Origin of the sequence: Acidisoma sp. S159 (genome assembly GCF_009766125.1) — a bacterium.
GTDB lineage: Bacteria > Pseudomonadota > Alphaproteobacteria > Acetobacterales > Acetobacteraceae > Acidisoma.
Map to the genome: position 1 here is coordinate 40,527 of NZ_LMUG01000032.1, position 21,932 is coordinate 62,458.

Here is a 21,932-nt window from a genome sequence, read left to right on the forward strand (position 1 = left end):
CGTGCGGCCACGCTGCCTACAGCGTGATGATTTGATACTGAACCGTGCCTCAAAGCGCCGTCATGGCATGCGAAGGCATGCCATCCACGCCTTGCCTTCGTCACGCAAGCGAAGGCAAGGCGTGGATCCTCGGCCTTCGCCGAGGATGACGCGGTGGCATGAGCAGGGTTCACACCAGAGAGAGCCTGGTCTAGCTGCCGCTTAACCGGTGGAAGTCTTGCCCTCGGCAGGCTGCTCGTCCGCGCCTAGATCGCGTGCGACCTCGGGCCGGTGCAGCAGCGCGCTGACTTGCATCGCGTAGTCGATCGAGGTGTCGGCCTGGAAGGAAAGTTCGGGCGCCACACGCAAACGGATCGCCTTCGCGACCTGACCGCGCAGAAAAGGCGCGGCGCGCTTCAACGCTGGCAGCAGCTTGTCCACATCATCCCGCCCCAGACGCGTCACGAAAGCCGTCGCGTTTCGGAGATCCGGGCTTACGCGAACCTCGGTGACGGTGATGGTGACACCATTGAGAGACGGCTCGCGGATCATGTCGCGCGCGAAGAGACCCGCCAGGATGTGGCGGATCTCTTCGCCGACGCGAAGCTGTCTCTGGGTCGGAGCTTCGGCAATCACGCCGGAACGAGTTCCCTCTCGTAGCACTCGACCATGTCGCCCTCACGCAGGTCCTGGAACCCGGCGAAGGACAGGCCGCACTCGTAGCCGCGCGCCACTTCGCGGACATCGTCCTTGAAGCGCTTGAGCTGCGACAGATCGCCCTCGTGGATGACCACATTGTCGCGCAGCAGGCGGACACCGGCGCCACGGCGGACCAGACCCTCGGTCACCATGCAACCAGCAACCCTGCCGGACTTGGTGATGTCGAAGACCTTGCGGATCTGCGCGTAGCCCAGGAAGTTCTCGCGCACGATCGGTGCCATCCGGCCACGCACCAGCTTCTCGATGTCGTCGGCGACATCGTAGATGATGCTGTAGTAGCGGATATCGACCGCCTCACGCGTCGCCAGTTCCCGCGCTTGCACGGTGGCACGCACATTGAAGGCAACGATGATGCCGTTCGAGGCACGCGCGAGCTGGATGTCGCTCTCGGTGATCTGACCCACCGAGGCCAGCAGCACGCGAACCTTCACTTCCTCATTGGCGAGTTTCAGCACGACGGCCTGGAGCGCTTCCGCGCTGCCCTGCACATCGGCCTTGATCAGCACACCGACTTCCTTCTGCACGCCGGCCTGGATGCGGGCGAGCATCTGGTCGAGCGTGCCGCGGCCCGCGATCTGGCCCGCCGTCACCTTGTCGCGCGCCTTGCGGGTGCGGAACTCGGCGACTTCGCGTGCCCGCGCCTCGTCGGCAACGACCACGAAGGGCTCGCCGGCGGAAGGCACCGCCGACAGGCCGAGCACCTCGACCGGCATGGACGGACCGGCATATTTCACCGGCTGGCCGCTGGCATCGAGCATCGCGCGCACCCGGCCCCATTCGGCGCCGGCCACCACGATATCGCCCTGGAACAAGGTGCCCTTCTGGACCAGCACCGTCGCGACCGGACCACGCCCGCGGTCGAGGCGGCTTTCGATCACAGTACCTTCCGCATCGCGATCGGGGTTAGCGCGCAGGTCGAGGATTTCGGCCTGGACGAGGATCGCTTCCTCGAGCTTGTCGAGACCCGTGCCCTTCAGCGCCGAGACATGGACTTCCTGCGTATCGCCGCCGAGGCTTTCGACCACGATCTCGTGCTGCAACAGCTCGTTGCGCACGCGCTCGGGGTTGGCGCTCGGCTTATCCATCTTGTTGATGGCGACGATGATCGGCACATGCGCGGCCTTGGCATGGCTGATCGCCTCGATCGTCTGCGGCATCACGCCATCATCCGCCGCGACGACCAGCACCACAATATCCGTGACACCGGCGCCGCGTGCCCGCATCGCCGTGAAGGCGGCATGGCCAGGCGTATCGATGAAGGTGATGCGTTCCTGCGAAGGCAGCGTCACCTGATAGGCGCCGATATGCTGGGTGATGCCGCCCGCCTCTCCGGCCGCGACATCGGTCCGGCGCAGCGCGTCGAGCAGGCTCGTTTTGCCGTGATCGACATGGCCCATGACGGTCACAACAGGCGCGCGCTTGATGAGGTCAACGTCCTCGTCATCCGCGCCTTCGAGACCGATCTCGACATCGCTTTCGGACACGCGCTTCACGCGATGGCCGAATTCCTGCACCACGAGTTCGGCGGTGTCGGCATCGATACTCTGGGTGATGGTCGCCATCACGCCCATCCGCATCAGCGTCTTGACCACATCGCCGGCCCGCGCGGCCATACGATTGGCGAGTTCCTGCACCGTAATGGCTTCCGGCAGCACGACATCGCGCACCACCTTCACCTGATCGGCGCGCAGACGCTCGAGTTCCTGCTGACGGCGCTCACGGTCGCGCTGGCGGCGCATCGAGGCGATGCTGCGCACCCGCTCGTCGTCACCCTCGATCGCGGCCTGAACATTGATTTTGCCGGTACGGCGGCGATCATCGGCACCCTTCTTAGGCGCGACGACGGCCGGCTTGCGCGGCGGCACCAGCACGCCGAGACGGCGAACCGGGCGCTGATCCTCATCCTCCTCGCCGGGGCGAGAGGGTGTCTTGAGACGCAGAGTCTCACCGGGCGCGGGACGCGGCGGTGGCGGCGCCACCGGCTGATCGGCAACCGGCACAGGTGCGGCGGCAGCTCGCTCGTGAGCCTCAGCGGCAGCGCGCCGCTCAGCTTCCTCGGCGATCGCGCGCGCAGCCTCCTCGGCCTTCATGCGTTCGGCTTCCTCGGCCGCGCGCCTCGCGTCATCCTCACGGCGGCGCGCTTCCTCGGCGGCGGAGAGGATCGAGATCTTCTCCTGCTCACGTGCCTCGGCCTCGCGCTTCGCGGTGTCGCGCTGCTGATCGGCGAGAACGCGCTGCCTGATGGCAAGCTCGTTCGCTGTCAGCGCGCGGGTTGGCGCACCGCTTGGGCCCCGGCTCCCACCACTGGGCCGTGCTGGGGTCGTGCCCGCAGGCGTAGGCCCCGCCGGCAGCGGAGCCGTGGCCGCGCGCTTCTTGCGCACCTCCACCTGCACCACCTTGGAACGTCCATGGCTGAAGCTCTGCCGGACAGAACCGGCATCGACCGTCCGCCCAAGTTCCAGCCGCCCCGCGGGACGCAGGGACAGACGCGCCTTGCCGTCTTGATCTTTAGTATCGCTCATTCACCCGCCCGCTTAATCAGCCCGCAATCGACCGGCGCATGCCGGTCAAGCGTCCATCCTCAGTCCGTAACGTCGCGGCCAAACGTCCAGCCGCCACCGCCACATGCACAACGCGATCCCGACCGAATACCTGCCCGAGTTCCTGGGCCAGCAGCGGCGCGATCACAGGCACGTCTCGTCCACTCAAAACTCTTGCCCGCTCGTCTGGGCTACCGTCAGATGCTTGAACCACAAGCGCCGCGCGCTGCAGTACCAGCCATTCCCGCGTCTTCTCGAAGCCGCTGACCGCCTGCCCCGCACGTCGGATCAGACCGAGAAGGTCCCGCACCCTGCGGAACAGCGCCGTCTCGATCATCATCGGCAATCCCGCGGGGATAATCACCTCCGCACGGGCCGCCCGGGCGAAGGCCTTGCGAGCGAGAGCGGTTTCTAACACATCGCCCCGCGCGCTCAACCACATTCCCCGCCCAGGCAGGGTTGCCAAGATATCCGGCACGACTATGCGGTCCGGGCTGACAACGAATCGTATCATCGTCTCCGCCGGACCGCGTTCCCGCGTCACGATGCAGCGGCGAGACGGGCCGCTCTCGTCTTCCGCGTCGTTGTCAGCCGCCTCCGTCGTTTCAGTTTCGGTCGTGGGCAACCGCTTCCCCGCTTTCCGGGTTTTCGCCCGGCGTCACGTCATCCGCATCCTCATCCGCGACGCCCTCACCACCCTCTTCATTTTCAAACCAATGAGCGCGGGCCTGCATGATGATCTCATTCGCCGCTTCCTCATCGAGCGCGGCGGTGCCGAGAATCTCAATAAGCTCGTCCGACGCGAGGTCCGCGAGATCATCCAGAGTCTTGACGCCTTTCTCACCCAGCGTGACCAGCATAGCCGGCGTGAAGATCTCGAAAGCGGCGACGTCATCGGTGACGCCGAGGGACAAGCGCTTCTCGTCCAACTCATTGTTGCGACGGACCAGGGCTTCCTCAGCACGGCGGATAAGCTCAGCCGCGACGCTCTCGTCGAAGCCCTCGATATCAGCCAATTCGTCTAGGGGCGTGAAGGCAAGCTCCTCCAAAGTGGTGAATCCCTCGGTCACCAAAAGGCCCGCGATCACGTCGTCCACGTCCATCGCCTCGACGAAAAGGCCGGAGCGGCGGCGGAACTCTTCCTGCCGGCGCTCGCTCTCCTCAGCCTCGGTCAGGATGTCGATGTCCCAGCGAGTAAGCTGGCTCGCCAGCCGGACGTTCTGGCCGCGCCGGCCGATGGCCAGCGAAAGCTGCGTATCGGGCACCACAACCTCGACCCGGCCGGTCTCCTCCTCCATCACCACCTTGGTAACTTCGGCGGGGGCCAGGGCATTCACGACGAAGGTCGCGGCCTGCTGGCTCCAGGGAATGATGTCGATCTTCTCGCCCTGCAGCTCTTGCACCACGGCCTGCACGCGCGATCCGCGCATGCCGACGCAAGCGCCGACCGGATCGATCGAACTGTCGCGGCTGATCACCGCCATCTTCGCGCGGCTGCCGGGATCACGCGCCACGGCCTTGATCTCGATGATGCCGTCATAGATTTCCGGCACTTCCTGCGCGAAGAGCTTCGCCAGGAACCCCGGATGCGTGCGGGACAGGAAAATCTGCGGCCCGCGCGGCTCCTCGCGGACATCATAGATATAGGCGCGCACGCGGTCCCCGTTGCGGAAGCTCTCGCGAGCAATCAGCTCGTCGCGGCGCAGCAAGGCCTCCGCACGGCCGAGATCGACCATGAGGTTTCCGTATTCGGTGCGCTTCACCACGCCGTTGATGATCTCGCCGACGCGGTCCTTGAACTCCGCGAACTGGCGCTTGCGCTCATATTCCCGCACGCGCTGGACGATGACCTGCTTGGCCGTCTGCGCCGCGATACGGCCGAAATCGATTGGCGGCAGCGGATCGACGATGAACTCGCCGAGCGTGATCTCCGGCTTGAACTTCAGCGCGATATGCAGCGGGATCTGGGTGTCTTCATTCTCCGCGGTTTCCACGACCTCGGTCCAGCGGGACAGCCGGACATCGCCGGTCTTGCGGTCGATGGTGGCGCGGATGTCCTTCTCCTGGCCGTATTTCGCGCGGCCGGCTTTCTGAATGGCCTGCTCCATGGCTTCCAGGACTTCGTCGCGGTCGATCGACTTCTCGCGCGCGACCGCGTCGGCGACCAAAAGCAATTCGGGGCGGGCTATCGCGGTGTCCATCACTCGTGGCCTCTCACTCAGGTCTCGATTCGGTCGGCAGGGCCGGCCGGCTAGGCGATCAATTCACCGGCGGCGGCGCGGCCGTCGCGGCGATCAGGGCGTCAGTCAGAACGAGTCGCGCGCGCCGGATATCGGCGAGCAGCACCACAACCTCGGTTCCGTCGTCGAGTTTCAGCCGGCCCTCGCCGCCAGCAGCGCCTAGCAAAGTGCCGGTGAAGCGCTTCCGGCCGTCCAGAGTCGGCACCGACATCTCGACCTTGGCCGAGTGTCCGGCGAAACGGTTCCAATCCCGCACCCGTGTCAGAGGGCGGTCGATGCCCGCCGAGCTGACCTCCAGCGTCCAGGCGGCGCCGGGCACGATATCCTCGACGTCGAGCACGGCGCCGATCTGATGGCTGATCACCTCGCAATCCTCGACGGCGATCAAGCCGCCATCGGCGCGATCCGCCATGATCTGCAGGGTCGGCCTCTCCCGTCCGAGCAAGGCGATCCGCACGAGCTCATAGCCCATCGCGGCCAGCCGAGGCTCCACGATATCGGCGATTCGGGCTTCGATCCCGGTGTGGTGTGGTCTGTCTTCGTTGCTCAATGCAAAAAAGGCGGCCTTTTGGGCCACCCCCATTCGATCTGACATGAATGATTGGATGAGGGGCATATAGACATCCAATCATCCCGGTGCAAGCGCCATCGGCGCGCAGCGGGTCGGCTGTCCGGATAGCCAAGCTTCATCCCACCGCTCTTGCCAAGCGCTTCCGGCCCTCGCTAGATGCGGGCCGGGGGACGTAACGTTCGAAAACGAAATAAAAAAGGCGGCCACTTGGCCACCCTTTTCTAGGTCGGTGATCTGTTCCCATTATATGCGGGAGTGTTTGTTGCGTGATGTATAACTCGCAACCCGGCGGCGTGCCAAGCGGTTTGTCGCGGCATTGCCGGGATGTGCTGCTGAACCGTCTCGGGTTTCGCCGTTTGGTCCTGGGACTCGTGATTCTCACGAGCGCTTTGGGATTGGCCGCGCGCACTCCCTCGGCCGCGGCGACGGGAGCCGCCTTCAGCCTGAGCAGCTCAGCAGTGCACAATAACGCGGCCATGCCGCCGCTACAGATCTCCAATCGCGGTGGGTGCTCGGGCGCCAACCAGTCGCCGCCGCTCACCTGGGCCCATGCCCCATCCGGCACCGCCGCTTTCGCGGTCACCATGGCCGATCTGGATGCCAAGGTCGGCGTGCTCTGGCATTGGATCCTGTTCGATATTCCCGCCGCCACAACTGACATGGCACAGAATGCGGATTTCGATCCGGCGTTGCGGCCTACGGGAGCGCGTCAGGCGGTCAATAGCTTCAATGTCTTGGGATATAGCGGCCCCTGCCCGCCGCGCGGCAGTCTGCCGCATCATTACCTCATCACCGTCTGGGCGCTGACCCAGGCGCAGATGCCGTTCAAGAACGGCGAACCGGCGGATGCCATCGCGATCTACCTCCGCCGCCATGCCATCGGCCACGCCAGCCTGACGCCGCACTACAGCCGCCACTGAAATTACGGCTGGGACGCCACTCCACGGCATAATCAGGTCGTGATATCGTTGCCAGATGGCAACGGACAGACTGAGAAGCCTGGACGGGCTGCGGGGTATCCTCGCCGTCTACATCCTGCTCGGCCACACGATGCCCTTCGTTCCGGCAACCTCATGGCTGGGCTGGCTGGCGCGAGGCGCCTCGCATGGCCGGGCGGCAGTCGATGTCTTCTTCATCCTGAGCGGCATGGTGATCTTCCGCTCGCTGCGGCGCTGGCAAAGCGAGCGGCCTGGCCGGACCGTCGCGATGGCTTTTCTGCGCGCGCGGGCGGCGAGACTCTTGCCGGTTTACCTCGTCGCGCTGATGGCGGCATGCGCGGCGTTATCGCTCGGCGACCCTTACGCCGTGCTGCCCGCCCTGAGCCGGCCGGAGGCGCGCGACATCGTGGCCGCCGGCTGGCCGCCGCAGGCGATGACGCATCTCGCCGTCCACCTGATGATGGCGCAGGGCCTTTTCCCTCCGGCGATGCTGCCGGATGCCGAGTTTTCCATCCTCGGACCGGCCTGGAGCCTCAGCACGGAGTGGCAGTTCTATCTGTGCCTCGCCGCGATCCTTGTTCTTCGGCGCCCCCGCCCTGCGCCCTTGGTCGCCGGATTGCTGATCCTGAGCATCGCGGGCCGGGCGTTGGAGTTGCTGCCGCCCGAGTGGCAGTTCGGCCGTGCCTTCCTGCCGCAAGAGGCCGCCTACTTCGCGCTCGGCGTCGCGAGTGATGCGCTGGCGCGGCGAGAGGCGAAATCGAGCGGGCTTTTCGCCGTTGCCCTCATTGGATGCATTTTATCGGCTGTCTTCGACGGAGGGTTCGCCAAAATCGGCGCGCCCTTGTTTTGGGCGGTCTGCCTGACGAGCTTGTGGGCTCAGAGCGCAGTAGGCCGGCTGACGAGGAGACTGTTGTGCCTGCCGCCGCTTCTGTGGCTCGGCGCTGTTTCTTACCCGCTTTACCTCATCCACGCGCCGGTTCAGCGCGCGTTGATGCTGGCGGCGGGCAATCTGGCAAGTGGCGATCCCTGGCGTTTCGTCTGGCTTTGGGTGCCGCCGGCGATCCTGTTGCCGATCCTGGCCGCCTGGCTACTGCACCATCTCATTGAGCTGCCCGGCCAAAACTGGGCGAAAGTCCGCGGACCAGCCCCGATCACGGCCGGCGGGTAAGGTTCCAGTAAAGCGACGGCCGTCCAGCCAAAGCGGCCTTCGCCTCGTACCGGGTTGGCGGCCAGCCGTCGGGCCGTTCGGTCGCGGGCGGCGGCACGTCGAAATCCTGCTGCGTGGCGAGAACCTCGGTGGTCCAGTCCTGGTAGGTCGGATCGTCCGTCGCGATTCGCCAGAGACCGCCCGGCCGCAACACACGCGCCGCCAAGGCGATGTTGGCCGGGTGCATGAAGCGGCGCTTCGCATGCCGCGTTTTCGGCCAGGGATCGGGAAACATCAGGAATAGTCTCGACAGCGACCCGGCGGGCAATGCGGCCAGCAACGTCCGTGCGTCGTCGCTCCAAAGCCGGAGGTTGGCGGGCAAGAGCGGAATTTTCTCCGAACCGTCATCCGGGACGAGGGCGGACAGCATCGAACACAGCCCGTTCTCGAAGACCTCGCAGGCGATCAGCCCCGCGGTGGGGTGCGCTGCCGCAAGCGCGCGCGCATGCTCGCCGCCGCCGAAACCGACTTCCAGCCAGACCTCAGCTATGGAGGCCGGAAAGGCTCGCCGCGGATCGGTCGCGCACTCGGCCGCGAAAGCCGCGACCGGCAGGACGACCTGCATCAGCCATTCCTGCCGCGCCCTGAGCGGATGGCTGCGCTGGCGACCGTAAAGCCGGTCAGGTTGCGGCTTGACCGACGCGATCAACCCGCAAGCCGCCGGTTCAGCGTCCGAAGGCGGACTTCAGCGGTCCCTCGAGATCGGTCCGCTCCCAGGTGAAGGTGCCCTTCTCCTCATCCGGCGTGCGGCCGAAATGGCCGTAGGCCGAGGTCACCGCGTAGATCGGGCGGTTGAGGTGGAGATGCTCGCGAATACCGCGCGGCGAGAGATTGACCAGCTCGCGCAGCACGCGCTCCAGCTTCTTCTCGTCGACGTCCTTCCCGGTGCCATGCAGATCGACATAGACCGAGAGCGGATGCGACACGCCGATGGCGTAGCTGATCTGCAGCGTGCATTTCTCGGCGAGGCCGGCGGCGACGACGTTCTTGGCGAGGTAGCGGCAGACATAGGCGGCCGAGCGATCGACCTTGGTCGGGTCCTTGCCGCTGAAGGCGCCCCCGCCATGCGGAGCCGCGCCGCCGTAGGTATCGACAATGATCTTGCGCCCGGTCAGGCCGCAATCGCCGTCCGGGCCGCCGACCACGAAGCTGCCGGTCGGGTTGATGTAGATTTCTTTCTCAGGGGGCATCCAGCCGGCGGGCAAGCTGGTTTCGATAATGGGCAACAACATGCCCTTGATCTTGCTCTGGCTGACGCCCTCGTCGTGCTGGGTCGAGACGACGATGCTGGTGGCGCCCACCGGCTTGCCATCAACATAGCGCAGCGTGACCTGGCTCTTGGCGTCGGGCTGCAGACCGGCGACCAGCAGATCCTTGTTGCGGCGCATTTCGCTGACCCGGCGGAGGATGAGATGCGCATAGTACAGCGGCGCGGGCATCAGATCCTCGGTCTCGCGGCAGGCATAGCCGAACATGATGCCCTGGTCGCCGGCGCCCTCATCCTTGTTGCCGGCGGCGTCCACGCCCACCGCGATATCGGCGGACTGGGCATGCAGATGCACATCCACCTGGGCATTGCGCCAGGAGAAGCCGGACTGGTCGTAGCCGATATCATGCACCGCGAGGCGCGCGAGATGGGCGAGATATTCGGGCGTGATGGTATCCGGTCCCCGGGTCTCGCCGGCTAGCACGATGCGATTCGTGGTCACCAAAGTTTCGCAGGCGACGCGCGCATAGGGGTCGGCAGTCAGATAGGCGTCGAGCACGGTGTCGCTGATACGGTCGGCGACCTTGTCCGGATGGCCTTCGGACACCGATTCCGACGTGAAGAGATACTCGCCGCTGTCACGCATTGCTTACTGATTCCAGACCACAGGGATAGTTCGCACCGGGCGGCGCGCAGGGGGTTTGGCCGAAAGCCGCTAGGGGGTCAATACAGCGGCGGTTAGTGAAGACCCAGAACATCCCGCATGGAATAAAGGCCGGGCGGCCGCGTGGCTATCCAGGCAGCGGCGCGCACGGCGCCTGTCGCAAAGGCTCTGCGATCAAAGGCCCGATGTATGAGAGCGATATGCTCATCTGCTCCCGCAAAGAGTAAACTATGCTCCCCAACCACTTGGCCGCCCCGCAAAGCGGCGAAACCAATCTCGCCAGTTGGGCGAGGGCCGGAATGGCCGTCCCGCCCGCTCCGCATGACCTGCTCAAGCGCCACGCCGCGCCCGCGCGCCACCGCGCGGCCCAGCGCGATCGCGGTGCCGGAGGGCGCGTCGACTTTTTGCCGGTGATGCATTTCGACGATTTCAGCGTCGTAACTCTCCGGCGGCAGGGCGGCTGCCAGCCGCTCGGCCAGGGCTTCGACGACTGTAACGCCCGGCGCGAAATTCGCGGCATAGACGATCGCGACGCGCCTCGCCGCCTCGCTGACGGCCATCTCGTCCGCCGCCGACAAGCCCGAGGTGCCGAGCACCCAAGGTGTAAGGGCCTCGGCCAAAACAGCGGCGTGCTGTTGAACGGCCGCCGCACGGGTGAAGTCGATCACGACATCGCTCGCCACCGCGAGGGCGGCGACGTTTGGGAAGAGCGGCGCTTCCCCGCCGCCCGACCCGCGCGTGCCACCGGCCAGCACGGCGCCGGCGGCCGCCACTTCCTCGACCAGCAGCTTGCCGACGCGGCCGGTGATGCCGGCGATGCCGATCCTCAGAGACATAAAGACATCATTATATGTTTATCATCAGTACATATGCTGGCCGCCGTTGATCGATAGCGTCGAACCGGTGATGAAGTCGCCCTCGTCGGCCGTAAGGAAAGCGACGCCTCGGGCGATGTCCTCGGCGTGGCCGAGTCGGCCCATGGGGATCCGGGCGACGATTTTCACCAGCACATCCTCAGGCACGGCCCGTACCATTTCCGTATCGACATATCCTGGCGCGATGGCGTTGACCGTGATGCCGAACCGCGCGCCTTCCTGCGCCAAGGCTTTGGTGAAGCCATGGATGCCCGACTTCGCGGCGGCGTAGTTCACCTGGCCATACTGACCCGCCTGGCCGTTGATGCTGCCGATATTGACGACGCGCCCAAATTTCTTGGACTTCATCCCGTCGAAGGTCAGCTTGCAGAGGTTGAAGCAGGAGCCGAGGTTGGTGTCGATCACCTGATCCCACATGTCACGGCTCATCCGCGCCATGGTGCCGTCCCGCGTGATGCCGGCGTTGTTGACCAAAATCTCGATCGCGCCGTGCTCCTCGATGATCCGCGCGACCGCCGCCTCGCAGGCGGCAAAATCGCCGGCGTCGAATCGGATGGTTGGGATGCCGGTCTCGGCGGTGAAGGCCTCGGCGGCGGCCGTGTTGCCGGCGTAATTCGCCACGACCTTTCGCCCCGCCTTATGCAACGCCACGCTGATGGCGGCACCGATGCCGCGCGTGCCTCCGGTGACCAATGCGACGCGAGCCATGGTTAAGCCTCCCTGTTGTTCCCGGTTCCGACGTTTCTCGCCGGTCTTCCAGTCCCGCGCGGCCATGCGGCCTTCTGCGGGCCTTAAGACAATGTAGGGGAAGTTCGGGATCCGCACAGGCGGTTCATCGCGACCATCGACCAATCTCGGCCCGCCGGGCGCGATGGGCGACATAGAAAGTCCAGATGATCGGCGGCAGCAGCGGCACCAGCACGATCGGCGGCTTATAGGGCGAGGGCGCGGCCAGAAAACACCAGGCCGAGGCCGCGCCGAACAGGGCGAAGCCCCAATAGATCAGGGTGATCAGCCGCGGGTCCATGCCGGCGCGGTGCGCGACATGGAAAAGATGTCCGCGATGGGCTTGGGTAATGTTCTCGCCGCGCGACAGGCGGCGCACCAGCGTGAAGGCGACGTCGTAGAGCGCGCCCGCCAGCATCATCGGCACCAGGACGAAGGATAGTTCCTGGGTCTGGAATCGGGAGGAGGCGACCGCGAGCATGGCCAGCACGAAGCCGCAGAACTGGCTGCCGACATCACCCATGAAGATGCGGGCACGGGGATAGTTGAACGGCAGGAAGCCAAGGATGCCCGCCGCCAGCAGCGCCGCCGCGAGATAGGTGAACCAGCCATTGGCATGGGCCGCGAAGATGCTGAGGAAGACGCAGGTGATGAGCGCGGTACCCGAGGAGAGCCCGTTCAGCCCATCGATGAAGTTCATCGTATTGGTCGCGAAGAGGATCCAGCACAGGGTGAAGGGGATCGCCAGCGGCCCGACATCGACGCCGCCGACATAAGGCACGCGATACAGCCCGACATAGAGACCGCTGCCCACCGCCGCGAGCGCCGCGACCACCTGCGTCGCCAGCTTGATGACGAAGGGATAGTCGTAGAGGTCGTCCAGGAAGGCGACGAGCGCGATGGCGCAGGACGACATGATCATGCCGCGGAAATAAGGATCCGCGATGCGGGCGAAGCCGGCGTAGCGATAGAGGATCGCGATGCCGAGGAGATAGGCGACCACGATACCGACGCCGCCCATCTTGGGCACCGGCGCGCCATGCACCTTGCGTTCGCTCGGGTGGTCCATGAAGCCGACGGATATCATCACCCGCACGACCGCCGCCGAGAGCAGCGCCAGGCCGGCGAGGAAGACCAGGTGGCGGATCGAGGCGTGAAGTGTCATGCGGCCCGAGGCGGTGAGCGGCCGGGACCATGGCGGATGGCCGCACGTCGGGCAAGCCGCACCGCTCAGGCATGGCCGGACTTTACGCGGAGGCGGCGGTCTTGTCCGTCTTCTCCTGCGGGCTAGGACCGGCTCCTTTGAGACGCACGAAGCCCTGAAGCGTATCGAACCAGAAGGGTGCGCCGAACAGCGTCGCGAATGCGGTCACCAGCCAGCCCAACACGGATTCCAAAGTGAAGCCTGAGCCCCATCTGCCCGGCGGCCAGCCGACCGGCAGCGTCTTGTCTAGCGGCCCAATCATGCCAGTCGCGGCTGTGGCCCAATCAGCGAGATTCGTCGGGTTTGCGAAGAGCGTGGGCTTCATGCTGTCCGGTATCTTCAACTGCTCGGCTAGCTCGGGATGGCTCCAGAGGGAGGTTGCCAGATGGATCGTATCGACATTGACCAGGGCGGAAACGAGCAGAGCGATCACGAAGGTTAGAAGCTGTGCCCAGCGTTTGAAGGCGCCACCGACGCGGTCCATAGCGCTATCGAACCAGTCCGCGACCTCGGTCCGGACTTCTTTGATATCACCCTCGGCGCGGTCGATGATCCCCTCCAGAAGCTGTTGCACCTGAGGATCCACTTGGCCAATCGTCGCCAGTCCGGCCGCCAGCGCCGCCTTGAGGTTACGCACCGCCTCGGGTCCGGGCGCAGCAGCGGCGGCGCTGCTGGCGGCGTTCAGTCCTGTGACATCGAGCAGGGCGTTGGCGAATTGTATCTTGTTGACATAGGCGGGCAGGCGCGTCCCGCCGCGCCACACCTCCACGATCTTCCCCTGGGCCCACTGCCATCCCCAACTGGCCGGCACGGGACCCGGGGCAGCGGCCCGGGTGGCAGCGGCACCAGCGGCGGCTCTCGCGGCGTCAACGACATGCGCCAGGGCAGCGTCTGGCGCGCCTGCCTGCGCAGCGGCCGGCGCCGCCACCGGAGCGACGAGTGGGGCGGAAAGCGGCGGCAGGAAGCCGCGCGGATTGATGGCGGCGTGGCCGTAAAGCACCCTGGCGAGGCCCTGCAACTCGGGATCATTTACCAGGTCCTTGATCCCGCCCAGCAAAGAACTTGACCGGATCTTGAAGAGCGAATTGATCGCCTCGGCAATTGAGCTGCTGATCAGGCTGACGGCAAGGAACGCGAAGACAAGCCCGATCCCGACGTCAAGTATTGCACTGCCAAACATGCTACCGCCCCTCGGCACCAGCGGGAGCAGTATCGGCGTGCCCCCCAGGCGGGTCTTGTTCCTTGGCGAAATGGACTGAACCCGGCATAGCCAGTCTCCTCTTGAAGGGAAATCAGGCAGCAGGAACCAGCATCGGAAGGCGCTATGCTTTCGCGACGCCGAAACGATTTATTCGTTGAATCTGACTTAAACCGCGGCCGAAAAGTTCCGCAACGAGAAAGTCACCGTTAAGCGCGATCCGCTTGAGGCAGCCGTGCGGCCCTTAGCGGTTGCTCGTCCTGTTCGCTTCCGCTACATCGCGCCCGGAACGTCGGCACCCCTGGAGGCCGGCGTTTTTAGTGTTTTACCCAAGGAGCAGGTTATGGCCCAGTTTACGTCTATTCCGGCCGAGCTGCGCGAGCGGGCAGGTAAGGGGGCAGCGCGCGCGACACGCCGGGCGGGGAGAGTTCCCGCGGTTATCTATGGTGCCTCGCAGGCGCCGACCCTCATTTCGCTCGAGCCGCGCGCCGTGATGAAGGAGCTGCATCGCGGTGGTTGGCGGTCGCGTCTGTATGAGCTGAACCTCGGCACCGAGAACACGCGCGCCCTCATCCGGGACGTGCAGTTCCATCCGGTGAGCGACCAGCCCGAGCATGTCGACTTCCAGCGCCTCGCCCCCGGCGAGCAGATCCGCGTTGCCGTGCAGGTGATCTTCGAGAACGACACGGTGTCCCCCGGCATCAAGCGCGGCGGCGTGCTGAACGTGGTCCGCCACACGGTCGAGGTCTATGCCGACCCTGAGACAGTGCCGGAAGCCTTCCATGCCGATCTCAGCGAACTCGACATCAACGACAACATCCGCTTCTCGGACCTGCGCGGCACCGAGGGCACGCGCCCGACCATCGTCGAGCGTGACTTCGTAGTCGCCACGGTCGCGCCGCCCACGCAGCAGGCCGAGGCCGATGCGGCCGAGGATGCCGCCGCCGCCGTCGCCGCCTCCCCGACTGGCGGCAAGCCCGCTGTGGCCGCCAAGGGCGGCGCCGCGAAAGGTGCCGCACCCGCTGCCGCCAAGGGCTCGACCCCTGGCCCGGCCGTGAAGGCACCGCAGAAGAAGAAATAAGGGCTGGCCAGGCCGGACAGGGTTAGCTTCGCTGCGATGCTGCTCTGGGCCGGCCTCGGCAATCCCGATCCGGGGATGGCCCGGAATCGCCACAATATCGGCTTCATGGCGCTCGACGTCATCGCGATCCGCCATGGCTTCGGGCCATGGCGGCCGCGCTTCAAAGGGCTGATCGCCGAAGGCCGCGTCGGCACCGCGCGCGTGCTGGCGCTCAAGCCGCTGACCTATATGAACGCCTCCGGCCAATCGGTTCAGGCGGCGGCAGCCTTCTTCAAGATCGAACCGGCGGCGATGACGGTCTTCCACGACGAGCTCGACCTGGTGCCTGGCAAGCTGCGGGTGAAGCAGGGCGGCGGAGCGGCGGGGCATAACGGCCTCCGCAGCATAGACCAGATGCTCGGGACACCGGATTACCGCCGGGTGCGGCTGGGCATCGGCCATCCCGGCCACAAGGACCGCGTGACGGGCCATGTGCTGAGCGACTTTTCCGCCGGCGACCGCGACTGGCTGATCCCTTTCCTGGACGCCGTGGCGGATGACGCGCCGCTCCTGGCCGAGGACCGGCCGGAAGATTTCATGACAGCCGTCGCGCAAAAGATGCGGAGCGTATCGTAATGGGTTTCAACTGCGGCATCGTCGGCCTGCCCAATGTCGGCAAGTCGACGCTTTTCAACGCGCTGACGGCGACGGCGGCGGCGCAGGCGGCGAATTATCCGTTCTGCACGATCGAACCGAATGTCGGCCGCGTGGCGGTGCCGGACGCGCGTTTGCAAATTCTGGCCACCATCGGGAAATCGGCGAAGATTCTGCCGACGAGCCTGGAATTCGTCGATATCGCCGGTCTCGTGCGCGGCGCCTCCAAAGGGGAGGGCCTCGGCAACCAGTTCCTCGCCAATATCCGCGAGACGGATGCCATCATCCACGTCCTGCGCTGCTTCGAGGATAGCGACATCACCCATGTCGAGGGCGATATCGACCCGGTACGCGACGCCGAGGTGGTCGAGACCGAACTCATGCTCGCCGATCTCGAAAGCCTGGAGAAGCGGCTGATCGGCCTGCAGAAGCGGGCGCGCGGCGGCGACAAGGACAGCGTCGCCCAACTTGCTCTAGTGGAGCCCATCATCGCGGCGCTCACCGAAGGCCGGGCGGCGCGCACGGCGATCCCGGAGGCTGATCGCCGCACGGCGGAGCGGCTGCAACTGCTGACCGCCAAGCCGGTGCTCTATGTCTGCAACGTCGAGGAAGCCTCGGCCGCGAGCGGCAATGCCTTTTCGGCCAAGGTCGCCGAGATGGCGGCGCGGCAAGGCGCGGCTTATGTCGTGGTTTCGGCGGCCATCGAATCCGAAGTCAGTCAGTTGCCGGAGGCCGATCAGGGCGAATACCTGGAGGGTCTGGGCCTGACCGAAAGCGGCCTCGCGCGCGTCATCGCCGCAGGCTATGGCCTGCTGGGCCTCATCACCTATTTCACGGTCGGTCCCAAGGAAACGCGGGCCTGGACGATCCTGAAGGGCACCAAGGCGCCGGGCGCCGCGGGCGCCATCCACGGCGACTTCGAGCGCGGCTTCATCGCCTGCGAAACCACCGCCTATGACGATTACGTCGCACTCAAAGGCGAGGCTGGCGCCCGCGAGGCCGGCAAGCTGCGGATCGAAGGTAAGGAATACGTGGTAAAGGACGGCGACGTCTTGCTGTTCCGCTTCAACGTGTGACGGAGTGCCATGCCAAAGACGACGCGATACTCCTCCCCGCGATCGAGGATATGATCGCGGATCGCCTCGCTCAGTATTCTGCCGGGAACGCGTTCGACACTTCGGGGCTTGAGCAAGCTCGGGCCTTGTTCCGGCTGGCAGACGGGTTGGACATCGCTTATCTCTCTAAACGAATACGCGACGAAGGTGGCGACCTGGGGCTGCTGGAGCCCTGAGACGGTCGGAGGTTTCGAAACATGAAGACGATCAGGCTTGAAGATCTGCTGGCCCGAGTCGATGCGCGGAAGAAGGCGCTCGGCATGACTGATACGCCGGCCGGGGTTGAGGCGCTGCGCAATAGCGGCCTCAACCGCACGCCCGAGAAGCGTGAACTGCTTCGCCGCGTAGAGCAGCGGGCAATCGAAGCCGGCGTGAAGCCGGTGCCGGCGCATTACTGAGCCGTCCGCGACCCATTGCGACAGGAGCCGCCGTGACGGCCGACCGACCCACCGCCCTCATCTTCATGGGCGTTTCCGGCAGCGGGAAATCGACCATCGCCGCCGGGGTTGCCGAAAAGCTCGGGCTGCAGATGCTGGAAGGGGACGACCTTCATCCCGCCGCCAATATCGCCAAGATGTCCGCTGGCACGCCTCTCACCGACGAGGATCGCTGGCCCTGGCTGCGCATCATCGCCGGAAAGATCGCGGCCTGGCGGCAAAACGGTATGGAGGGGATCGTCACCTGTTCCTCGCTGCGCCGCAGCTACCGGGATGTGCTGCGCGCCGGGCATGACGATGTGCTCTTCGTCTACCTCAAGGGCAGCCGGGCGCTGCTGCTCGACCGCATGCAGCACCGCACGCGCCACTTCATGCCGGCGAGCCTGCTGGACACCCAGCTCGCAACCCTGGAGGAGCCGGGCGCCGACGAGGCCGCCGTGACGATCGAGATGGGGCCGCCGCCCGATGAGGTGGTGACGAATGTCCTGAAGGCCCTCGCCGCACGGGATGCGGCATGACGCCGAATGCGGCGCTGCTCGTCGTCGATATGCAGAACGACTTCATGCCGGGCGGCGCGCTCGCTGTGCCACGCGGGCATGAGATCGTCGAGCCGATCAATCGTCTCGCCCAGCGCTTCGCCAATGTCGTGCTGACGCAGGATTGGCATTGCCCCGGCCATGCCTCCTTCGCCTCCAGCCATCCGGGGCGGCAGGTCTACGAGACCATCGACGCCTTCTACGGTCCGCAAATCCTCTGGCCCGATCATTGCGTCATGGGCAGCCACGGCGCCGCGCTGCACCCCGATCTGGATATCCGCCATGCCGGGCTGATCCTGCGCAAAGGCTACCACAAGGCGGTCGACAGCTATTCGGCCTTCCTGGAAGCCGACCGCGAGACGCGCACCGGGCTCGATGGCTGGCTCAGCAGCCGGGGCATAACGGAGGTCGTCGTCTGCGGCCTCGCCACCGATTTCTGCGTCGGCTGGACCGCCTGCGACGGCCGCCATTTCGGGCTCACCGTGAAAGTGATCGAGGAGGCCAGCCGGGCGATCGATCTCGATGGCTCGATGGCCCGGGCGCATCGCAATATGGCCGTTGCGGGTGCGAATTTCGTAACGATCTCACAACTTATCGGCTAGACTTTACGAAGGCCGCCCCATGCGGTGTTGCTTAAACGTTCACATTTAGGCAGTGTCCGCGCCCGGCCGATTCGGACAGCGCGGATTGCGACTCGGCACCGTTTTTTGGAGACCCCGATGGAAAAGAACAAGGCGCTCGACGCGGCCCTGGCGCAGATCGAGCGCGCTTTCGGCAAGGGCTCTATCATGCGGATGGGAGACCGGACGGGCGATGAGCATATCGAGGTGATCCCCTCGGGCTCCATCGGGCTCGACCTGGCGCTTGGGATCGGTGGCCTGCCGCGCGGCCGGATCGTCGAGATCTACGGCCCTGAAAGCTCGGGCAAGACCACCCTCGCCTTGCACGCCATCGCGGAGGCGCAGAAGCGCGGCGGCACTTGCGCCTTTATCGACGCCGAACATGCGCTCGACCCGCTCTATGCCCGCAAGCTGGGCGTGGATGTCGACAACCTGCTGATCAGCCAGCCGGATGCCGGCGAGCAGGCGCTCGAAATCGCCGATACGCTGGTGCGCTCGGGCGCGGTGGACGTGCTGGTGGTCGATAGCGTCGCTGCTCTGGTGCCCCGCGCCGAACTCGAAGGCGAGATGGGCGACAGCCATGTCGGGCTGCATGCACGGCTAATGAGCCAGGCGTTGCGCAAGCTGACCGGCTCGGTGTCGAAATCCAAGACCATGCTGATCTTCCTCAACCAGATCCGCCTCAAGATCGGCGTGATGTTCGGCAATCCGGAGACGACGACGGGCGGCAACGCGCTGAAATTCTATGCCTCCATCCGCCTCGACATCCGCCGCATCGGCCAGATCAAAGACAAGGAAGAGGTCGTCGGCAACCAGACGCGCGTGAAGGTGGTGAAGAACAAGCTCGCCCCGCCGTTCCGTCAGGTCGAGTTCGACATCATGTATGGCGAGGGCATCAGCAAGATGGGCGAGCTGATCGACCTTGGCGTGAAGGGCGGTTTGGTGGAAAAGTCGGGCGCCTGGTTCAGCTTCGACAGCCAGCGCATCGGCCAGGGGCGCGCGAATGCCAAGCAGTTCATGACCGACCATCCTGAGATGGCCGAGGCGCTGGAGCATAAGCTGCGGGATCAGTCAGGCATCCTGGTCAATGCCATGATGGCCGAGCCGACATCCGAGGAGGAAGCTGAGGCTGCCGAATGACGTGGATGCCGGGGCCTTGGACCCCGCCGAACCGCTTACCGAGGCGGATGACGAACTGATCGCGGCCGCGCGGGAGACGCTCGCGCGGCATTACCGGCCCTTCTGGCACATGGTCTCGGCCGCGCTGCGCGGGCGGGACGGACGTGTCTGGACGGGTATTCATCTAGGCGCGACGGTCGGCCGGCTGCAGGTCTGCGCTGAAGCCGTGGCTCTCGGTCGTGCCATTCTCGAAGGCGACGGAACGATCGAGACGGCAGTCGCGATCCGCCATCCGAAGCCAGGAGAGGACGACCAGAGCCTCGCCATAGTCTCGCCCTGTGGCGCGTGCCGGGAGATGATCCTGGACTATGACCCGGAAGCGCGGGTGATCCTGCCGGGGCTGCTGGCGCCCATCAAGCTGCCGGTGCGCGCGCTGCTGCCTTCGCCTTACCGGCGATAGACGCCTCGCTCCGGAGCGTCGATGAAGCTGTCATGAGGCTAGACACCGGCGCCCGCTGCGGCATCTCTCAACACTAGCATCGCAATGGGCTATCCGCGAACGTCGTATCGTGCTGGCAACGTCACACTTCCATCGCAGAACACTTCAATCTCTTGATCGACTTTTGGTCGCTCCATTCGTGGCCTCGGTGCCGCTGAGCCAACGGGGCTCAAGGCTGCTTCACAGCCGCCTCTAACGATCAGCTCAACCTGTAACACCTGTTGTCTGCTCGCCAGCAGATGTTGCTGCCGCAGCCAATTGCTCAGGCGCTGCCAGCCGAGGCCTTGCTGAGGCATGATGTCGCCGGCTCGTCCCAGACTCGGTCTCGCGCGCATGAAGCGCATGGTGGATGCCGGACCGCACCGTGGCCGCCACCTCGGCGGCGTTTTCGCCATGGCCGTCGGCCACGCCAATGTAGGTGGCGACCTTGGAATCTCGTTTCAGCCGAGCGATGGAGACGGAGATATTGTCGCCCTTTTTCACCCCCGCCTTCTCCGCGCTCTTGAGGGCGCGGTCTATACAGCGTCTCGCGATATCCGCGGACTTGTCTCCCGGCTTGAACTCGGCCTCGAAATCTTTTGTGTCGTTGCATTCAATCAGGCCGTCGCTGGCACAGAACACAAAGACGTCGATATCGGGATTGGCAAGAACCTGATTCAGATCGAGCGTCTGGATGGTTGGTTTGGCGGTAATGCCGACGAACTCACGGTCGCCGAAGCTCCGAGCAAGTGCAAGATCCGCGTTACCATTGACCTGGCGGCCGTGCTCGACCTTACCGCCCCGCCTCTTGATCCTCGCGAGCTCAGCCGGTGCGTCTGGACTCTGGTCTTCGGTCAGATCGCGCAGGTCGGCTTTTCCGGTCCTTCTATTGACCAAGACGTAACCCAAGGGGCTGTCGCCGATCTGCAGGGTTGTCAGCTTATGATCCGGTGTGAGGATGGCGGCGCTTAGTGTCGAACCGCCTTCAATATAGTGCTGTGTCGCGTCGTCGATGTCTTTCACGGCTCGGCACAGCAATTCTCTAGCCGTTCTGGCGTCGGCTATGTGGGAGCTGGTTCCCCAAAAGGCGCGATCCTGCTGGTCAGGATAGCGGCCGTCGCCGTAGCCCATGTGATGGCGGGCGGCGACCGTGGTAGTTTCGGGGGCGTGCCTCACCTGTGCCGCTGGTCTACGAACTTGCAAAGCATGCTGGAACGCTCCGGCATTTTGCGCGACCTTGGAGTGTCCCACCCATGACGCGGGGTCTTGCCGAGTAACTATTGCGACCATCGCGGCACACCTTGTCAGCTGCAAGCCTCTGCATGCTGGTTTGAATAGGCGATAGGCGTGGCCTGCCTGATCACCGATGGTCCCAACCGCATGCCGGTGCAGTTTGCACGTTAACACTCTTGCGAGCGTTAAATCGGGCGGTGGGCGGAGGAAAATTCTGATGACGTTCAAGCCTTTGGAGCTAGCGGCGTGCCCGAACGGCATTATGCCTCGCCCAATAGCGTCGCGCGGTGCCTGGATCCCAGTATGCGGCGGTGCGCCAAGGATGCCGGTGTCTTGGCGATAGCGGCCAGTTACGCGAATTGGGAAAGGTCGCAACGCCCTCTCACCGAGTTTGGCAGAAGCCCGGCTGCAGCCGACAGCAGTTCGAATGGGATCATGGTGGACCCTCGAAGTGGTTTTTCAGCAATGCGCATCTCGCTGCCGGGAGGTTGATCGGCGCTGAAGCTCCGGCGGACAAAACGTGCCGGTCACTCGAGTGCGGACCGTGGAACTTCCCGATACGACCCGAAGACACACAATCGCCCCCGCCATGCCGCCTTCCCGCTGGCGGT

21 protein-coding genes and 1 pseudogene are annotated in these 21,932 nt (G+C 65.1%); 10 read left to right on the top strand and 12 right to left on the bottom strand.

From position 1 onward, the window contains the following. Nucleotides 1-201 precede the first annotated feature (201 nt). The 5 genes from rbfA to rimP are packed head-to-tail and all read right to left on the bottom strand — an operon-like array spanning nt 202 to nt 6,062. Entirely contained in the window at nt 202-615 is a 414-nt protein-coding gene (gene rbfA, locus GSQ92_RS08045; protein WP_254065930.1) for a 30S ribosome-binding factor RbfA, read from the bottom strand. Further along, nucleotides 612-3,221 (bottom strand): translation initiation factor IF-2, encoded by a 2,610-nt coding sequence (gene infB / locus GSQ92_RS08050; RefSeq protein WP_158805918.1) that lies wholly within the window; start codon nt 3,219-3,221, stop codon nt 612-614. The genes rbfA and infB overlap by 4 nt, the downstream gene beginning before the upstream one ends. A 16-nt stretch (nt 3,222-3,237) precedes the next feature. Further along, on the bottom strand, nt 3,238-3,864 hold the full coding sequence (locus tag GSQ92_RS08055) for an RNA-binding protein (protein ID WP_158805917.1): 627 nt from the start codon (nt 3,862-3,864) through the stop codon (nt 3,238-3,240). Continuing rightward, nucleotides 3,845-5,440 carry a transcription termination factor NusA gene (gene nusA, locus GSQ92_RS08060; protein ID WP_158805916.1) on the bottom strand — a complete coding sequence of 532 codons (1,596 nt, stop codon included), beginning with the start codon at nt 5,438-5,440 and terminating at the stop codon, nt 3,845-3,847. The genes GSQ92_RS08055 and nusA overlap by 20 nt, the downstream gene beginning before the upstream one ends. A gap of 58 nt (nt 5,441-5,498) precedes the next feature. After that, nucleotides 5,499-6,062 carry a ribosome maturation factor RimP gene (rimP, locus tag GSQ92_RS08065; protein ID WP_158806093.1) on the bottom strand — a complete coding sequence of 188 codons (564 nt, stop codon included), beginning with the start codon at nt 6,060-6,062 and terminating at the stop codon, nt 5,499-5,501. Between the two features lie 257 nt (nt 6,063-6,319). Here rimP and GSQ92_RS08070 point away from each other — a divergent pair, with 257 nt between their 5' ends. Further along, nucleotides 6,320-6,970: a YbhB/YbcL family Raf kinase inhibitor-like protein gene (locus GSQ92_RS08070; RefSeq protein WP_254065951.1), complete on the top strand. Its 651-nt coding sequence runs from the start codon at nt 6,320-6,322 to the stop codon at nt 6,968-6,970. Between the two features lie 55 nt (nt 6,971-7,025). After that, nucleotides 7,026-8,156, top strand: coding sequence for an acyltransferase (locus GSQ92_RS08075; RefSeq protein WP_158805914.1), 1,131 nt, complete (start codon nt 7,026-7,028; stop codon nt 8,154-8,156). On the opposite strand, the gene GSQ92_RS08080 is transcribed toward GSQ92_RS08075, so the two are convergent. The 6 genes from GSQ92_RS08080 to GSQ92_RS08105 form a co-directional block, all read right to left on the bottom strand. Further along, nucleotides 8,140-8,844, bottom strand: coding sequence for a tRNA (guanosine(46)-N(7))-methyltransferase TrmB (locus GSQ92_RS08080; RefSeq protein ID WP_158805913.1), 705 nt, complete (start codon nt 8,842-8,844; stop codon nt 8,140-8,142). The genes GSQ92_RS08075 and GSQ92_RS08080 overlap by 17 nt on opposite strands. A 16-nt stretch (nt 8,845-8,860) precedes the next feature. Beyond that, nucleotides 8,861-10,048 carry a methionine adenosyltransferase gene (gene metK / locus GSQ92_RS08085; protein WP_159013347.1) on the bottom strand — a complete coding sequence of 396 codons (1,188 nt, stop codon included), beginning with the start codon at nt 10,046-10,048 and terminating at the stop codon, nt 8,861-8,863. Nucleotides 10,049-10,140: 92 nt separating this feature from the next. Further along, nucleotides 10,141-10,896 (bottom strand): 4-hydroxy-tetrahydrodipicolinate reductase, encoded by a 756-nt coding sequence (dapB, locus tag GSQ92_RS08090; protein WP_158806092.1) that lies wholly within the window; start codon nt 10,894-10,896, stop codon nt 10,141-10,143. Between the two features lie 30 nt (nt 10,897-10,926). After that, nucleotides 10,927-11,649: an acetoacetyl-CoA reductase gene (gene phbB, locus GSQ92_RS08095; RefSeq protein ID WP_158805910.1), complete on the bottom strand. Its 723-nt coding sequence runs from the start codon at nt 11,647-11,649 to the stop codon at nt 10,927-10,929. A 124-nt stretch (nt 11,650-11,773) separates the two neighbouring features. Further along, nucleotides 11,774-12,832, bottom strand: coding sequence for a glycosyltransferase family 4 protein (locus tag GSQ92_RS08100; protein ID WP_158805909.1), 1,059 nt, complete (start codon nt 12,830-12,832; stop codon nt 11,774-11,776). An 82-nt stretch (nt 12,833-12,914) separates the two neighbouring features. Beyond that, complete coding sequence (locus GSQ92_RS08105) at nt 12,915-14,051, bottom strand: hypothetical protein (RefSeq protein WP_158805908.1); 1,137 nt, start codon at nt 14,049-14,051, stop codon at nt 12,915-12,917. A 361-nt stretch (nt 14,052-14,412) separates the two neighbouring features. Here GSQ92_RS08105 and GSQ92_RS08110 point away from each other — a divergent pair. The 8 genes and pseudogenes from GSQ92_RS08110 to GSQ92_RS08145 form a co-directional block, all read left to right on the top strand. Next, nucleotides 14,413-15,069, top strand: a pseudogene (locus tag GSQ92_RS08110) (50S ribosomal protein L25/general stress protein Ctc); the annotation flags it as partial. Between the two features lie 117 nt (nt 15,070-15,186). Further along, nucleotides 15,187-15,765, top strand: a complete 579-nt coding sequence (gene pth, locus GSQ92_RS08115) for an aminoacyl-tRNA hydrolase (protein WP_158805906.1) — start codon at nt 15,187-15,189, stop codon at nt 15,763-15,765. Continuing rightward, on the top strand, nt 15,765-16,859 hold the full coding sequence (gene ychF / locus GSQ92_RS08120; protein ID WP_158805905.1) for a redox-regulated ATPase YchF: 1,095 nt from the start codon (nt 15,765-15,767) through the stop codon (nt 16,857-16,859). The genes pth and ychF overlap by 1 nt, the downstream gene beginning before the upstream one ends. A gap of 236 nt (nt 16,860-17,095) precedes the next feature. Beyond that, nucleotides 17,096-17,296: a hypothetical protein gene (locus GSQ92_RS08125; RefSeq protein ID WP_158805904.1), complete on the top strand. Its 201-nt coding sequence runs from the start codon at nt 17,096-17,098 to the stop codon at nt 17,294-17,296. Nucleotides 17,297-17,328: 32 nt separating this feature from the next. After that, on the top strand, nt 17,329-17,853 hold the full coding sequence (locus GSQ92_RS08130) for a gluconokinase (RefSeq protein WP_254065928.1): 525 nt from the start codon (nt 17,329-17,331) through the stop codon (nt 17,851-17,853). Then, nucleotides 17,850-18,473, top strand: coding sequence for a bifunctional nicotinamidase/pyrazinamidase (pncA, locus tag GSQ92_RS08135; protein ID WP_158805903.1), 624 nt, complete (start codon nt 17,850-17,852; stop codon nt 18,471-18,473). Before GSQ92_RS08130 ends, pncA begins: the two co-directional genes overlap by 4 nt. 117 nt (nt 18,474-18,590) lie before the next feature. Beyond that, nucleotides 18,591-19,631 carry a recombinase RecA gene (gene recA, locus GSQ92_RS08140; protein ID WP_158805902.1) on the top strand — a complete coding sequence of 347 codons (1,041 nt, stop codon included), beginning with the start codon at nt 18,591-18,593 and terminating at the stop codon, nt 19,629-19,631. 16 nt (nt 19,632-19,647) lie between these two features. Further along, nucleotides 19,648-20,070, top strand: coding sequence for a cytidine deaminase (locus GSQ92_RS08145; RefSeq protein WP_158805901.1), 423 nt, complete (start codon nt 19,648-19,650; stop codon nt 20,068-20,070). 243 nt (nt 20,071-20,313) lie between these two features. Here GSQ92_RS08145 and GSQ92_RS08150 read toward each other — a convergent pair whose 3' ends face one another. Next, nucleotides 20,314-21,111 carry a PP2C family serine/threonine-protein phosphatase gene (locus GSQ92_RS08150; protein ID WP_158805900.1) on the bottom strand — a complete coding sequence of 266 codons (798 nt, stop codon included), beginning with the start codon at nt 21,109-21,111 and terminating at the stop codon, nt 20,314-20,316. Between the last annotated feature and the right edge of the window lie 821 nt (nt 21,112-21,932).